This is a genomic window from Nocardioides sp. NPDC057767 (assembly GCF_042798275.1).
Lineage (GTDB): Bacteria > Actinomycetota > Actinomycetes > Propionibacteriales > Nocardioidaceae > Nocardioides.
Window position 1 is genome coordinate 67,054 of sequence record NZ_JBHVKJ010000009.1, and the last position, 15,254, is coordinate 82,307.

The 15,254-nt window shown below is 69.7% G+C and carries 11 protein-coding genes; all 11 read right to left on the reverse strand.

The window, feature by feature from the left end:
• Nucleotides 1-97: 97 nt before the first annotated feature.
• The gene (locus ACFVDI_RS06955; RefSeq protein WP_008358262.1) at nt 98-550 is read right to left on the reverse strand and encodes a thioesterase family protein; all 453 of its coding nucleotides are present in this window, start codon (nt 548-550) and stop codon (nt 98-100) included.
• Between the two features lie 18 nt (nt 551-568).
• The gene (locus tag ACFVDI_RS06960) at nt 569-2,638 is read right to left on the reverse strand and encodes an acyltransferase family protein (protein ID WP_378902033.1); all 2,070 of its coding nucleotides are present in this window, start codon (nt 2,636-2,638) and stop codon (nt 569-571) included.
• Nucleotides 2,635-4,383, reverse strand: coding sequence for a glycosyltransferase family 2 protein (locus tag ACFVDI_RS06965; protein WP_378902036.1), 1,749 nt, complete (start codon nt 4,381-4,383; stop codon nt 2,635-2,637). Before ACFVDI_RS06965 ends, ACFVDI_RS06960 begins: the two co-directional genes overlap by 4 nt.
• Nucleotides 4,380-5,471: a glycosyltransferase gene (locus tag ACFVDI_RS06970; RefSeq protein ID WP_378902039.1), complete on the reverse strand. Its 1,092-nt coding sequence runs from the start codon at nt 5,469-5,471 to the stop codon at nt 4,380-4,382. The genes ACFVDI_RS06965 and ACFVDI_RS06970 overlap by 4 nt, the downstream gene beginning before the upstream one ends.
• Nucleotides 5,472-5,683: 212 nt before the next feature.
• Nucleotides 5,684-6,805: an acyltransferase family protein gene (locus ACFVDI_RS06975; protein ID WP_378902042.1), complete on the reverse strand. Its 1,122-nt coding sequence runs from the start codon at nt 6,803-6,805 to the stop codon at nt 5,684-5,686.
• A gap of 121 nt (nt 6,806-6,926) precedes the next feature.
• On the reverse strand, nt 6,927-10,466 hold the full coding sequence (gene smc / locus ACFVDI_RS06980; RefSeq protein ID WP_378902045.1) for a chromosome segregation protein SMC: 3,540 nt from the start codon (nt 10,464-10,466) through the stop codon (nt 6,927-6,929).
• A 162-nt stretch (nt 10,467-10,628) separates the two neighbouring features.
• Nucleotides 10,629-11,744, reverse strand: coding sequence for a polysaccharide pyruvyl transferase family protein (locus tag ACFVDI_RS06985; protein WP_378902048.1), 1,116 nt, complete (start codon nt 11,742-11,744; stop codon nt 10,629-10,631).
• Nucleotides 11,745-11,986: 242 nt separating this feature from the next.
• The gene (locus tag ACFVDI_RS06990) at nt 11,987-12,184 is read right to left on the reverse strand and encodes a hypothetical protein (protein ID WP_045548398.1); all 198 of its coding nucleotides are present in this window, start codon (nt 12,182-12,184) and stop codon (nt 11,987-11,989) included.
• Nucleotides 12,185-12,366: 182 nt separating this feature from the next.
• Complete coding sequence (locus ACFVDI_RS06995) at nt 12,367-13,164, reverse strand: DUF6576 domain-containing protein (RefSeq protein ID WP_378902051.1); 798 nt, start codon at nt 13,162-13,164, stop codon at nt 12,367-12,369.
• An 85-nt stretch (nt 13,165-13,249) separates the two neighbouring features.
• Nucleotides 13,250-14,449 carry a glycosyltransferase family 2 protein gene (locus ACFVDI_RS07000; protein WP_378902054.1) on the reverse strand — a complete coding sequence of 400 codons (1,200 nt, stop codon included), beginning with the start codon at nt 14,447-14,449 and terminating at the stop codon, nt 13,250-13,252.
• Nucleotides 14,446-15,240, reverse strand: a complete 795-nt coding sequence (locus ACFVDI_RS07005) for an FkbM family methyltransferase (protein WP_378902057.1) — start codon at nt 15,238-15,240, stop codon at nt 14,446-14,448. Before ACFVDI_RS07005 ends, ACFVDI_RS07000 begins: the two co-directional genes overlap by 4 nt.
• Nucleotides 15,241-15,254: the final 14 nt, after the last annotated feature.

Consider the following 15,254-nt stretch of genomic DNA (forward strand, 5'->3'; position numbering starts at 1 on the left):
CCCAAGACGCTCTAGATCGTGCTTCGGCAGTGGGTCAGACTGTCACAGTGCCGAGTGGCGGTGAACGGCGCCACGCACGTTCACCCAACTGTCAAGGTCAATTCTGCCGCCACAGCGGCATGACCGCCTCCCGGATCTCATCGGGCATCGGCGTCACCGGACGTGACGGGTCGGTGTTGTCGACGTAGACGTGCACGAACCGGCCCTCGGCCGCGGCCTCCTCGCCCGGCCCTTGGAAGAGCCCGATCCGGTAGATGACCGACGAGCTCCCGACCTTGTCGACGACCAGCCCGGCCTCGACCGGCTCGGGGAACCCGATCTCGCGCAGGTAGCGGCACGAGGTCTCCGCGACGATCCCGATCTTCGGCAGCTTGCGCACGTTCACGCCGGTCGTCTCGAACAGATAGGCGTTGACCGCGGTGTCGAAGTACTCGTAGTAGGTCGCGTTGTTGAGGTGACCATAGGCGTCGTCGTCGCGCCAGCGGGTCGTGATGGTGCGCCAGTGCACGTAGTCGGCGCGGGTCGGGGCCTTGCGGTCAGGAGTGCTCATCGCGGCTGATCCTAGATCCTAGAGCTCGTCCTCGACCGCACGGACCAGATAGGGCGCCAGCGTCATCGAGAAGGTCGCGGTGATGTGGCTCCGGTCGCGATAGGCCTGGACGTGCCCGACCACCAGGGGACACCGGTCCTCGTCGCAGTAGGCCGCAGAGAGGTCTATCAGGGAAGCGCCCGGCCCCGCCAGGCGGACCGCCTCGGCGAGCGGGTCAGAGGTGGCGTACGCCCCCTGGCGGGTCATCTCGCACGCGCCGGCGTCCGCGAGCGTCTCGATCTCGTCAAGGCAGGTCGCCGCCTCGGGGGTGAGGTACGGGTTGTCGGCGAGCGCGACGATCTTCGTGCCCCGTTCGAGGATCGGCTTCCAGGCCTGGGCGAGCTGGTCGGCGGCCGGGTCCGGCTCGCCGGCAGCGAGGTTCGGATTGCGGCGTTGGGTGACCAGCACCACGTCGTACGCCTCCTGGTCGAGCCGCTCGATCAGCGCCTCGCGGTAGGCGCGGCGCGGGTCACCCGCGGTGGCGGGGAGCAGCCCTCCGCCGTTGGCGACCAACGTGTCGACCGACCATCCTGAGCTCTCGGCGACCCGGGTCAGACCGGGGATCAGCGAAGCGCCGTGGGAGTCACCGACCAGCGCGACCCGGAGTGCATCCGGGTCGTCGGAGCCGAGGTGGCAGACCTTGGGGCGGGCGTCGGCGGCATACGTCTCGACCTCGGGGAGATAGCACCGGTAGGCCCGGCCGGTGTCATCCTTGCGGGCGATCGGCGCAGGGAGAAGTACGCCGTCGAGCTCCGGGTTCCGGCACCCCTCCATCAGGGCGGCGGCGCCGAAGCACTCGGTGTCTCCCGATGCGAGCGCCTCAGCCTGGCCGCGACTCTCCTCGACCAGGTTGCGTCCATGCAGGATCCCGGGGACCGCGGCGGCGACGACCAGGGCCGCTCCGAGCACCCCGAAGAGGAAGGCCCGCGGGGTGGTCCCCAGGATCTGTCCGGTGCGGAACGGCGTCTCCACGTACCGGTAGGTCAGGGCCGCGAGGCCGATGGTGACCAGGAGGATCAGCGGCTCGCGGAGCCAGGTGCCGAGCACGGGGCCGGTCTCGGGGAGCACGACCACGAGCGGCCAGTGCCACAGATAGAGCGAGTAGGAGACCGTCCCGATCCACTGCACGACCGGATGGCCGACGACCCGTAGCCCGAGGCCGCGGGGCGCGCCCGCCCAGATGACCAGCGCGGTGCCGACGACCGGCAGCAGCGCCACCCAGCCCGGGAACGGCAGCGAGTCGTTGAAGAGCAGCAGCGCGCCGAGCACCCCGAGCCAGCCGGCCATCGCTGCGTACGGCGCCCAGCGCCCGGGCACGCGCTCGAGGGAGAGCGGCAGCACAGCGATGAGACCGCCGACCGCGAACTCCCAGGCGCGCGCGTAGGTGACGAAGTAGGAGTCGGCACCTTTCGTCGCGGTGACATAGACCGAGGCCACGAAGCTGACCACGAAGACGGCGAGGAAGACTGCCCGGATCGCCGTCAGCCGCACCTTCGGCCGTCGCCGGGTCAGGAGCGCAACCGCGACGATCAGCAGCGGCCAGATGAAGTAGAACTGCTCCTCGACCGAGAGGGACCAGTAGTGCTGCGCCGGCGAGGGCGGGTCCTCGGCGGCGAGATAGTCGACCGCCGCCCAGGCCAGCTGCCAGTTCTCCACATAGAACGCGGCCGCGACTGCCTCCCGCAGGAACTGCTGCCACAGGGCCTCCGGCACCAGGACGTACGTCGCCCCGATGCCGCACATCAGCACCAGCAGCGCCGCGGGGAGCAGCCGCCGGATCCGGCGGGCCCAGAACGCGCCCAGCCGCACCCCACCGGGCTTGGCGGCCTCGCGCACCAGGTGGGAGGTGATCAGGAAGCCCGAGATCACGAAGAAGACGTCGACGCCGGCGTAGCCGCCCCGGATCGCCCCCGGCCAGAGGTGGAAGAGCACAACTCCCAGCACCGCGGCCGTACGCAGGGCCTGGATCTCCAGCCGCTTGTCCCGCACCGGCTGCCCGGCCTGCCCGGGCTGCCCGTCCGTGGCGGGCGCGACGACGACAGCGGTCACGGGCGCACCCGGCGGACGATCCGGCCCGCCACCCGGCGGGCCTTGCGGACGCCGCGCTCGCCGAAGCTCAGCGGGATCTCGATCCCGTGACGCGGGCGACCGTCGAGCTCGACGATCTGCGCCCCTTCGCCGATCCGCTCGCCGATGACGTCCTCGTGGATGATCACCGGCCCGTCGAACTCGCCCAGCGCGTCACGGCCCTCGAACCGCACCCGCCAGCGACCGCCCGAGAGCGCGGCGGTGGGCAGCGCGACCTCGAGGCTGCCGGAGGCGAGCTCGGTGGCGTCGTAGTCCAGCGTTCGGCGCCGGCGGTCGTGGAGAAACACGACGCGGAGCCTAACGGGCTCGAGCATCGTGTGGGCCAGGTGGAGGTGGGCACGGCCGTCGACGAGCGAGAGCGAGGTCGCGGTCACCGGGTCGGTGGCGCCGGAGACCACCTGGCGCAGCAGCTCGGGCCCATCATCGAGGGCGGCCATGATCCGGCCGAGCCGCCAGCCCGGCTCCTCACCCGCCTCGCCGCCGGCAACCGCCTCGGCGACCGCGGTGAACAGGTCACGGTGCTTGAGCACCAGGTCGGCGAGATCGTCCCCGACCAGCGTCTCGTCGTCCAGCGAGATCGTCGCGACGGCGTTGACCAGCGGCCGCTGGAGCGTACGCAGCGGCACCACGCCGCTGTCGGCGACGAGCTGCAGCGTCTCCAGCAGGTCGGCGACCGGCCGGTCGCCCCAGCGGACGTCGTCACCGATCAGCCGCGCCGCGGTCGCCCACTGGCCCGAGGAGACCAGCCGCCAGCCCCATCGCTTGTCGCGCTCCAGGTCATCGATCAGATCCTCGATGCCGGCGTCGTCGAAGAGGGCGATCAGCTCGGCGATCAGGACCCGCGCCGGCTCGAGCGCCACCGGGTCGATCACGGCCATCCCGCGCAGCGCCCGGACGATCGCCATCCAGCCGTCGGCGTCGAAGACCAGCGAGGCGTACTCGGCGCGCACCTCCGGGTCGCCGAGCTCGATGATCCGGCGGGCGCAGCGCAGCTCCTGCTCGAGGTAGCTGATGATCCCCGCCGGCGAGTGGGACTTCGCCGTCATCGACCCCGGCCCGGGTCGGTCGCGGTAGACGTAGACCGTCTCGGTCACGATGTCGAAGCGGGCCGTGGTCAGGGCGTGCACCATCGGCTCGATGTCGTTGGAGCGCGAGGCGTCGGGGAACTCGATCTGGGCGGAGTCCCAGAAGTCGCGCCGGAAGACCCGGTTCCAGCAGGCCCGGTTGCGCAGGGCGGACGGCGCCTCGGCCAGCCTCACCAGGGTGCGCTCCTCGTCGAAGGCCGGCCACGCCCGCACCGGCCACCAGACCCGGTCGCTGAACAGCTTGAAGAACCGGCCGACCACCATGTCCGAGCCGGTCTCCCGCGTCTTGCGCAGCATCGCGGCGTACGCCCCGGCCGGGACCAGGTCGTCGCCGTCCGCGAAGGCGAGGAAGCGGCCGCGCGCCAGCGAGACGCCGTGGTTGCGTGCCTGTCCCCCGCCCGTTCCGGGCGAACGGACCACCCTCAGGCGCGGGTCGCGGGCTGCGTACGTCTCGGCGATCTCGAACGTGTCGTCGGTGGAGGCGTCGTCGACGAGGATCACCTCGAGGTCCACCGGGTCGGCGACCGAGGACTGGTCCTCGAGGATCGAGGAGAGCAGCTCCCCGACCCACAGGCCGACGTTGTGCGTCGGGACGACGACAGAGAGCTCGGGTGTGGTCATCGGGCTGCTGCCCCCTCCGGATCGCCGGCCAGCTCGTCGAGCAGCCGCAGGTAGTCGCGCGACATGTCGTAGGGCGTGTACGCACGGGTGAACTCGTGCGCGGCCCGGTGTCGCGACTCCTGCCCGTCGAGGGCCTCCAGGATCGCCGCGGCCAGCGCCACCGGCTCGTCCGGCTCCGGCGCGTACGTCACCACCCACGGCTGGTCGGCGAACTGCCGCGCGACCGGGGTGTCCTCCGGGATCAGGGCGGTGCGGCCGAAGGTGCAGGCGGCCAACAGCGAGCCCGAGTTGAGGATCCGCCGGTAGGGCAGCGCGACCACGTCGCTGGCCCGCAGCCAGTCGGAGAAGTCCGCGGTCTCGACGAACCCGAGCCGCTTGACGATGTTGGGTGCCGAGAGCATCTCCTCGACCGTCTCCAGGTCGGAGGCGGGCACCACCTTGCCGGCCACGACGAAGGTCAGGTCGGGCACCTGCTCGGCGGCGATCTCGACCGCCCGGCACAGCACGTCGAGGCCTTTGTAGGCCCGGATCTGACCGATGAAGCCAACCGTCGGCACACCCTGCGGAACCCCGATGCGCTCGCGCGAGGCGGCGTCGTCGCCGCCGTCGGGATAGACGCCGAGATAGGAGGAGTGCGGCAGATCGACGACCTTGTCGGGCGGGAGGGCGTAGTAGGCCGCGGTCTCCTCGACCGTGGCCGGGTTGAGCTGGATGATCCGGGTCGCGTAGCTCGCCAGAGCCTTCGCGACGGCGAGCTCGACGTCGACGTGGTCGGCCTCGTGGGCGATCGAGTTGTGCACGGTCCAGAGCACGTCGGCACCCCGGTCGCGGAGGCTGCTCAGGACGTCCTCGAACCGGGCCGCGTTGGCCCACGCCTCCTCGGCGTTCTCACAGCCGCTGGTCACCGGCGAGGTCCAGTGCACATGGAGCACGTCGCCCCGGCCGAGGTGTGCCGCGCGGGCCTCGAGCCGGTGCAGGCCCTGCACTCCCTCGACGACGTCCCAGCCCGCTGCCCGCGGTGCGACGGTGAGCATCGTGAGGTAGGGGTTGCTCCGGTAGTAGGGGAACGACAGCAGGGTCGAGGGCATGTGGGGGTCCTTGAAGTTCTTAACCGTGACGATCCCCCGAACGTCGAGACGATGTCTCGCCGGTGCCCCGGTCCGGCCGGTGACCGCAGGATTCTAGGCAGGCAAAAGGGCCTACTTTGACCACTCGAACGGCTTCCCCGCATGCCTTCATCACGGATTCATCGACGGTTCATCGAACCCACATCGGGATGTCGCCGCCCAGGTGAGGGCGGCTACACCACGCGCCCCACGCCGGGCAGCCGCGTCACGGCGTACCCGACCGCGAAGCACACCGGGACCGCGACGATCGACACGATGACGAACTTCAGCTGCGCCCCCAGCGGCACCACCCGGAAGGCCAGCATGACCGAGACGAGCACCACCGGGTGCAGCAGGTACGTCGCGTACGAGCCCCTCCCCGCCTTGGCCATCAGCGGGCCGTGCGTCGGCCAGCGGCGCCGCAGCCAAGCCATGCACCACAGCGTGAATGTGACCGACAGGACGCCGTAGAGGACGGCGAACGAGACGCTGGCCCAGTTGAGGCCTCCCAGAGCCATGTCCAGCTGGTCACGGGCTCCGGTGTAGGAGACCACCATCACGGTGAGGCCCATGCCGATCAGCGTCACCCGGCCGAGCCGGCGCTCGACGTGCCGAGGCAGCTGCCCGTCCCAGCCCGACTCCGCCACCATCACCCCGAGTGCGAACAGGACCACGGCCTGCGTCCAAGCGCTGACGCGCACGTTCAGCAGGTGGGTGTCCAGCAGCGTCGTGAACTGCCACACCGCCAGCGATCCGGCGCCGATGACCGATCCCGCGACGATGAGCGATCTCCCACCAGGCCGCGGACGCGGGCCGGTGAGCGGTCGAACCGACCGCAGCACGGCGTAGCCAAGCGAGCACACGAGCAGCGCCGCCACGAACCACATGATCGAGAACTCGGTGACCGCCAGGTATCCGAGGAACGTGGTGGCATCCTCCTCCCACAGGTTGCCCAGGAGGTCGGCCAGCGGGTTCACCAGCAGCACGAAGAGCACCAGCGGCACTCCGAGCCGCAACAGGCGGGTGCCCACGAAGCCGGCCGGCCCGCGCCGCGCCAGCGACCGGACCGAGAACCACCCCGCCACGACGAACAGCGGTCCCAGCCCGAACACACCGCCCATCAGCGCCGGGAGAGCGATGGCAACGGAGACAATGCTGTTCGTCACGCGCTCGTCGTCGTAGTAGTAGCCGGCGAAGTCCGTGACGTACCCGGTTGCAGTGTGAACCACGATCACGCCGGAGATCAGGACCACCCGCAGCGTGTCCACCCACTGCTCGCGCTGCGGGGCCTGTGCCACCTTCTCGGTCGAGGTCATGCAGCACCTCCCCACTCACCGTCAGTGTGCGTCGGCCGCGGCCCGGTGGTGCAGAGACCTAGGACCCGACTTCACGGCGGCCGTGAATCACGTCGGGGCCAAGCGAGGAGCAGGTCCCTCGTCAGGCCGGCTGAGCGTCGCGCAGCCGTTGCGAGATGACGGTGGTGACACCGTCGCCGCGCATGGTGACGCCGTAGAGGGCGTCGCCGACCTCCATGGTGCGCTTCTGGTGGGTGATCACCATCAGCTGGGAGTTCTCGCGCAGCTCCTCGTAGATCTCCAGGAGCCGGCCGAGGTTGGTGTCGTCGAGCGCCGCCTCGACCTCGTCGAGGATGTAGAAGGGCGAGGGACGGGCCTTGAACAGCGAGACCAGGAAGGCGACCGCGACCAGCGACCGCTCGCCGCCGGAGAGCAGCGAGAGCCGCTTGACCTTCTTGCCCGGCGGCCGGGCCTCGACCTCGATGCCGGTGGTGAGCATGTTCTCGGGGTCGGTGAGGACCAGGCGACCCTCACCACCCGGGAAGAGACGCGCGAAGACGTGGTCGAAGGCGACGCGTACGTCCTCCCAGGCCTCGGTGAAGACCTGCTCGACGCGGTTGTCGACCTCCTTGACGATGTCGAGGAGGTCCTTGCGGGTCTGCTTGAGGTCCTCGAGCTGCTCGGTGAGGAACTTGTGGCGCTCCTCCATCGCGGCGAACTCCTCCAGCGCGAGCGGGTTGACCTTGCCCAGGGCGCGCAGGTTCTTCTCGGCGATCTTGAGCCGCTTTGCCTGCTCCGCTCGCACATAAGGGATCGGGTCGACCTCGTTGCCGTCCTCGTCGGGGTGCTGCGGGACGAGCTGGTCGGGGCCGTAGTCCCTCACTATCGCCTCGGCGTCGAGGCCGAGCTCCTCGAGGATCCGCTCCTCGAGCTGCTCGATGCGCATCCGCTGCTGGGCGCGGGCCATCTCGTCGCGGTGCACGGAGTTGACCAGCTCCTCGAGCTCCTTGCCGAGGTTGCGCAGCAGTGAGCGGCACTCGCGCAGCGCCTGCTCCCGCCCGGCACGGGACTCCTCGATCTCGGTGCGCGCCCTGGCGGCCTGCTGCACCGAGACCTCCAGCCGGTCCAGCGCGTACGCCACCGCGGTCCCGACCGCTCGCGCGGCCTCTCCTTCGCGGCGCATCTGCTCACGACGGGCGGCCGCCTTGGCGCGCTGCTCCCGCTCCTGCCGGGCCGCGCGGAGCAGCCCCTCGGCACGGCCGGCCAGCGCGCGGGCGCGCTCCTCGGACGTACGCAGCGCCAGCCGCGCGTCCATCTCGCGCTGTCGCGCGTTGCGGGCCGCCTCGGCCAGACCGTCGCGGGCGCTCAGATCCGGCTCGTCCTCGGGCTCCTCCTCGGCCATGGCGAGGCGCTCCTCGAGCTCGGCGAGGCCGGCGACGGCGTTCTCGCGGGCCTCCTGGGCCTGCTCGACGGCGGCCAGCAGCCGCTCGGCCTCACCGCGCGCAGCGCGCGACTGAGCGCCGAACTGACCGAGCTCCTCGGCGACGGCGGCCAGGGTGGCGTCGGACTCGTGCAGCTTGGCCAGCGCGACGTCGACCCGCTTCTGCGCGGCCAGCCGCTCGGCCTCCAGGCGGGAGGTCTCGAAGGTGGCTCGCTCGGAGACCGCGTGAGCCTCGGCGAGCTGGGCGGCGGCCTCGTCGACCGCGGCCTGCACCTCGATGAGGCTGGGCACGCTGGAGGAGCCGCCGGCGGCGAAGTGCGCGCTGATCAGGTCGCCCTCGCGGGTCACCGCGGTGATCTGGGGCTCAGCATCCACGAGCGCCTTGGCGGCGGCGAGGTCGTCGACCACAGCGACCTTGTCGAGCAGCCGCGCCACCGCGGGGCGCAGCACCGGCTGGCACTCCACCACGTCCAGGGCGTACGCAGCCCCAGCAGGCAACGAAGGCCAGCCACCGGTCTCCTCGGGCGAACCGCCCAGGAGCAGCCCGGCACGGCCGAGGTCCTCGGTCTTGAGATGCTCGATCGCCCCGATGGCCTCCTCGGAGGAGGAGACGACGACAGCGTCCGATGCGGTCCCGAGAGCGGCGGCCACGGCGGCCTCGTAGCCGGAGCGCACCGCCAACAGCGACGCGACCGACCCCAGCACCCCCGGAAGCGAGGAACCGAGCAGCGCGCCGGCGCCGTCCTTCCGGTTCAGACCCATCTCCAGCGCGTCCTTGCGGGCGGCCAACGTCGAGCGGTCCCGGTCGGCCTGCTGCGCCTCGGCCTGCAGCTTCGCGAGCCGCTCCTCGATGTCCTCCAGCGCCGCAGCGGCGGCCTCGTGCTCGGCATCGAGGCCCTCCTCCCCCGCGTCCAGCCCGGCGACCTTGGTCTCCAGGGCGGTGAAGTCCCGCTGGGCCCGCTCCGCACGTGCCAGCGCCTCCTCGCGGGCGGCCGTGAGCCGTCCGACCTCGTCGTCTGCGGCAGCGGCGCGCGACTTGAGCGCGTTGACCTGACCGGTCAGCCGGGCCAGCCCCTCGCGGCGGTCGGCGGCGGCGCGCTCGAGCCCTTTGACCCGGCGCTCCTCCTCGGCGGCAGCATCTTCTGCCGACTTGCGGGCCTCGACCGCCTCCTCGAGGGAGTAGCGCAGCTCCTCGACCTCGGCGTCGGCGGCCTCCTCCTGCTCGTGCGCGATCTCGGCCTGCGCCTCGAGCTCCTCGGGGTCGCGCCCCTGGCGCACCTCCAGGTCTTCGGAGCCGGCCGCGTTGCGCACCCGCTCGGAGGCGAGCGACTGGGTGCCGCGCAGCCGCTCGCGCAGGGAGTTCAGCGCGAACCAGGTCTCCTGCGCGGCCGCCAGCGCCGGCAGGTCCTCGCGCAGCGCGGCCTCGAGCACCGCCTCCTGCTCGCGTCCCTCGGCGATGGTCTCCTCGACCTCGGCGCGGCGGGCCAGCAGGGCACCCTCGTCGGCGAGCTCCTTGTCGAGCTCGGTCTTGGCGGTGACCAGGTCGTCGGCGTAGATGCGCGACTTGGCGTCGCGTACGTCCATCTGCACCGTCTGCGCCTGCCGGGCGACCTCCGCCTGGCGGCCGAGCGGCTTGAGCTGGCGGCGGATCTCGACGAGCAGGTCCTGGAGCCGGTCCAGGTTGACCTGCGTGGAGTCGAGCTTGCGCAGCGCCTTCTCCTTGCGCTTGCGGTGCTTGAGGACACCGGCGGCCTCCTCGATGAAACCGCGGCGGTCCTCGGGGGTGGCACGCAGGATCGTGTCGAGCTGGCCCTGGCCGACGATGACGTGCATCTCGCGGCCGATGCCGGAGTCCGACAGGAGGTCCTGGACGTCGAGCAGCCGGCACGGGCTGCCGTTGATGGCGTACTCCGAGCCGCCGTTGCGGAACATCGTGCGCGAGATGGTGACCTCGGCGTACTCGATCGGCAGCGCGCCGTCGGTGTTGTCGATCGTCAGCGAGACCTCGGCCCGGCCCAGCGGGGCGCGCCCGGACGTACCGGCGAAGATGACGTCCTCCATCTTGCCGCCGCGCAGGCTCTTCGCGCCCTGCTCACCCATGACCCAGGCGAGCGCGTCGACGACGTTGGACTTGCCCGACCCGTTGGGCCCGACGATGCAGGTGATGCCCGGTTCGAGCTCGAGGGTCGTGGCGGAGGCGAACGACTTGAAACCCTTCAGCGTCAGACGCTTGAGGTACATCGACTTCTCCCCCGGCTCAGGACCACGTGGTCGTACACAGTTCGCAACACATCAGCGTGGCTGAGGTGAGCCAGCAAATCTAATCGTCGCTGCTCAGGGGAACCCCAGCGGGTCGAGGATAACCCGCCGGGCGTCGCGATCCGCGGACCTCGAGGGAGAGTCTCAGAGCCCCAGCGTCTGCTTCACCTCGGCCCGCAGCTCCCGCAGGTGGGCGTCGGCGGCCGTACGCAGGCCGGCGACCGACTCGGGATCCGGCTCGACCCGCTCGGTGAACCTCTCGGCCAGGTCGGCGGCGTCGAAGGCGGAGACGTTGGCGTCCAGGCCGATGCGCTTCATGAAGTTGCGGTTCTTGTTGGTCGCGATCATCACGATCGAGGGCACCCCGTACATCGTGGCCACGACCGAGCCGTGGAACTTCATGCTCGCGAACGCGGTGCACTCCCCGATCGCGCGGGTCAGCTCATCGAGCGACTCGGTGTAGACGACCTCCTTGCCCGGGATGTCGAGGTCGTCGGCGTTGGCCACGTCGCGACGGCCGACGTCCATCGTGCCGAGGATGAGGTGGCGTACGCGCCATCCCTCCGCCATCGCCTTGCCCGCCATCTCCTCGACACGTGAGTAGTCGTCGGGCTCCTCCAGGTTGGGCCGGTAGCGGGTGACCACGCCCAGGATCGGCGCGCCCTCGGGCTTCTCGACGGGTGGCAGGTCGAGCGAGCAGACCATGTCGGGGGCGACCTTGATGTCCAGGTCGGCGGAGATGTTGCCCAGGATCCAGTCGGCGGTCTGCTGGTCGCGGACGCCGATGAACTTCACGTTGGGGTGCTCGAGGAACTTCCGGTGCCGCTCGATGATGTGGGGCTTGATCTCGGTGTTGCGGTAGATCGGCACCCCGATGCCGACGACGAAGACGGGCTTGGCCAGCATCTTGTGGTTGAAGTAGCGCGGGTCCGCCTGCCACGGCTGCAGGATGTCCCCGCCGCCGATGAGGATGGCGTCCACCTCGTCGACGATCTCGGGCAGCGGCCGGTCGTAGTAGGGCTTGGTCATGTTGTCGGCGAGCACCCGAAGCTCGAACTCCTCGCCGAAGTACTGCTCATAGACCGACAGGAACAGCTCGTCGCCGTAGTTGCCGGCACCGAAGAACCCGGCCAGCCCGATGACCGGCTTGCGGCCGCCCCGCTCGCGGCGGGCCAGGGCCGCCCTGATCTGCTGCTTGAGCGGGTCCGGCAGGCGGCGTGCTGCGGAGCGGAGGACCGGGTGATGGCGCAACGAGGACAACGGAGGGCTCCTGTGGGGGATCACGAGAACGTACGCCGGTAGCAGCGAACCGCGCGAGCGTAGCGACGCCGGGTTGTTCCGAGCGCCCTTCGGCCGAACCTCAGATGAACACTCGGAGACCAGTGCGTACGCCCCTCCAAAAGGTCGAAACCGACTCTGATATCAGAGTCGGTTCCCCCTGAGCGAGGCCAGCCTTGATCAGGAAATAGCTCTCGCCCGTGGTGTTGCAGAGTGCCCGCAGGTCAGGCGGGCTGCATCTCCTGCATCGAGGTGTCGAGGTCCGCGGTGTGGGCCGCGACCAGTGCGTCGTTCTCAGTCTTCAGGGAGAGAACGAGATCCTCGAGCTCACGCACACGTGCACGCAGCCGAGCATTCTCGGCTGTGAGGTGGGCGGGAGTCCGCAGGTCGCTGCTCATGTAACCGATCAGCGCCTTCGCCATGAATACGTTTCCTTCGTTGGAATCACTAGAAGTTCCCGCGATACCGGGCCGTCTACAAGAGTGACACCGTTATCGACAAGCGTCAACGTCGCGCGTCCAAAGCCGGGACCTCTGACCATGCGGAGGCCGATTTTCGGGCGAAACCTGAGTGCATCGCACTCAACTTTCGTCCAGATCACCGGTCACCCACGGCGACGGCGCTCACGCAGCTGCATGAGCTCCTTCTTCTCCTTGCTGGTCAGCGAGTCGGCACCCTGGGCGTGGATCTTGTCGAGGAGCTCGTCCATCCGCTGGTCGTCCTTGGAGACGGTTGAGGACTCCCACGGGCCGGTGACGACGGTCGGGCCGGACTTGCGCTTCTTGGTCTTGGCCGGCTTGGGCGCCCTCGGCTGGGCCGGACCGGCCACCCGCGGGATCCAGGCGAACTTGTCGAGCAGCCCGAACTGGCGCGCGACGAACGCGTTCACGGCCAGGCCGACGACGAAGACGAGCAGCATCACGAAGCTGCGGTAGCCCAGGTACTGGATCAGCTGGATCCCGACCAGGATCACACCGAAGAGCCAGGCCGGGATGTTGAACATGAACATCCGGTCGGGCCACTGCGCGATCCACAGCAGCACCACCATCATCTCGAGCATGCCGAGGCCGAAGAGGGCGTAGGAGGGGTCCAGCACCGCGCCGAAGAAGACGGCCAGGACCGAGAGCACCGCGGTGAACGCCACCAGCAGCCAGGCGAACCGGACCCGACCGAGCTCGTTGCGCTCGAGGTCGGAACCGAAGTACCAGAAGAAGAAGATCGCGAGTACGTCGAAGATGCCGAACTGCGGATAGGCGAACGGCCAGGTCAGCAGCGTCCACAGCTTGAGCTCGGCGATGTTGGGCTGGACCAGGGCCAGCCCGAGCACGCCCCCACCACCGAGGATGGCGAAGAGCACCAGTCCGACGATGCTCGCGAAGACCACGAGCCATGTCGTGGTCACCCCCAAGGAGCCGATGTGGAACCAAGGCTCGTGGGGGTAACGACCGCCTGGGGACAACCGGAAACGTTCTCGCACGGGGCCGAGCCTATCCACGCATTGGTTGCCGCGTCAGCAGGGCGCTCCCATCGACTTTCTCGATGTCACGCAGTTGGGGCGGTAGCTCCGGATCATCGCGCCACGGATGCTGCCGGAACGCCTTGCCCGCGCCGTACCTGTCGATCATCACGATGAGCGCGGCGAGGTCCTCGGATCGGTCCTGGGCGACCAGCCAGGCCATCAGCCGCTGAACGGGTGGGACGGTCGTGCTCTCGAACGGGACGCCGGCGTCGTACCAGAACTCCAGCACGGCGGCACGAAGCAGCTCCCAGTAGCGCCGCGGATCCTCGGTGTCGGGGTGGACCGCCGCACGGAAGTGCTCCCACATGTCGATCGGCAGGATCTCGGCGAGCAGCGTCTCCATGAGCTTCGCCGACCCGGCCGCGCGGACCAGCTCGATGGTCTGGCGCTTGGTGTCGATCCGCTCGACGAGGTTGGCGGTCTGGGCACGCTTCTGCGTGGCCGAGGACCGGTCGGCGCGAACCTGCCAGTCGTAGACGATCTCGGTCAGGACGTCGAACGACCCGGCGGCGAGGAACGCCTGCGTGAGCGCCACCTGGTCCTGGTAGCGGGTGCGCTCGGGGAAGACGATCGCGTTCTCCGTCCAGAACGACCGTCGGAAGATCTTGTTCCACACGAAGATGTCGGCGAGCATCAACGGCGCTTCCTCGATCCGGCACCTGAGTCGCTCCTCCGCGTGGTTGCGGCGCATCAGGGGCGTCATGAACCTCCGCTCCACCCCGCCCTCGACGCTGACCCTCTCCGCGGCGCCGACCGCGAAGTCCGAGCCCGTACGCCGCAGCGACCGCACCATCGCCGACCATGCGTCCGGCGGAAGGGTGTCGTCGGGATCGACGAACGTCAACAGCTCACCGGTCGCCGCGTCGATCCCGGTGTGCCGCGCCCTCGACACCCCCGAGTTCGGCTGGGTGATGACGGTGACGCCGGGTTCCTCCGCGGCGATCCGCCGCAGGATCTGCGCCGAACCGTCGGTCGAGCCGTCGTCGACGACGATCACCTCGAGCCTCGAGATCTCGTCGCGCGGCTGGTCCAGGACGCTGCGCAGGCTCTTCTCGACGTACTCGGCGACGTTGTAGACCGGCACGACCACGCTGAGTGTCGGCCTGCCCCGCAGAAGGTCCCTCGCCCGACGGACTCCTGCTTCGGTCAGCTGGCGCCAGTCCGTCACGCTGTTCCGCTTCCGACGCCCTGCTCCTCGAGCTGTGCCCGGAGGGCCATCTTGAGCGAGGTCAGGCGGTAGATCTCCTCGGTCGCCGTCACCAGGGCCGCGACCACCTCAGCCTCCTCCGGCGTTCCCGAGGCGGGCCGGAACAGATGGGTCGGAGTGAGGTTGAAGGTGCCCGTCTGGGCGTAGCCCATCCGAATCATCCATGAGGAGACCTTCTGGTATCCCGCCAGCGTTCCGCACTCGACGTACAGGAGAGGTCGGTCCCTCTCGATGAGTGCCGTCGCCCCCTCGAGCACATCGATCTCCGCCCCTTCGACGTCGATCTTGAGCGCCGCCACGCGGGCCGGAAAATGTTCGTCGTCGAGAGCGACGACAGCGAAGTCGCCCTCCTCGTCCGCGACCGCCACCGACTGCGCTCCCAGATTCGTCGCGTCGAGATTGGCCATCGTGCCGCGTGCGGAGCTCGCGTGGACGCCGACGTCACGAATGACGACACGGTCACTGAGGCCGTTCGCCTCCACGCTGGCGGAGATTCCGGCGACCAACTCGGGGTTCGGCTCGTAAGCGACGACGTGAAGCTCTCCGACCACCGCCAGGTACAAGGAGTGGTTGCCGATGTTCGCCCCGACATCGACGACGAGGTCTCCGGGCTCGAGAGCGGCGACCATCGCTTGGAGCATCAGTTCCTCGTACGGGCGGCCGGTCCTCACCAGGTTCGACTGGATGTAATCCGCCTCGGCGTGCGGGACGCAGACCGCATAGCTCCGTCCCCCGACCTCGATCGTGGTCATGGGAGCCGGAGACA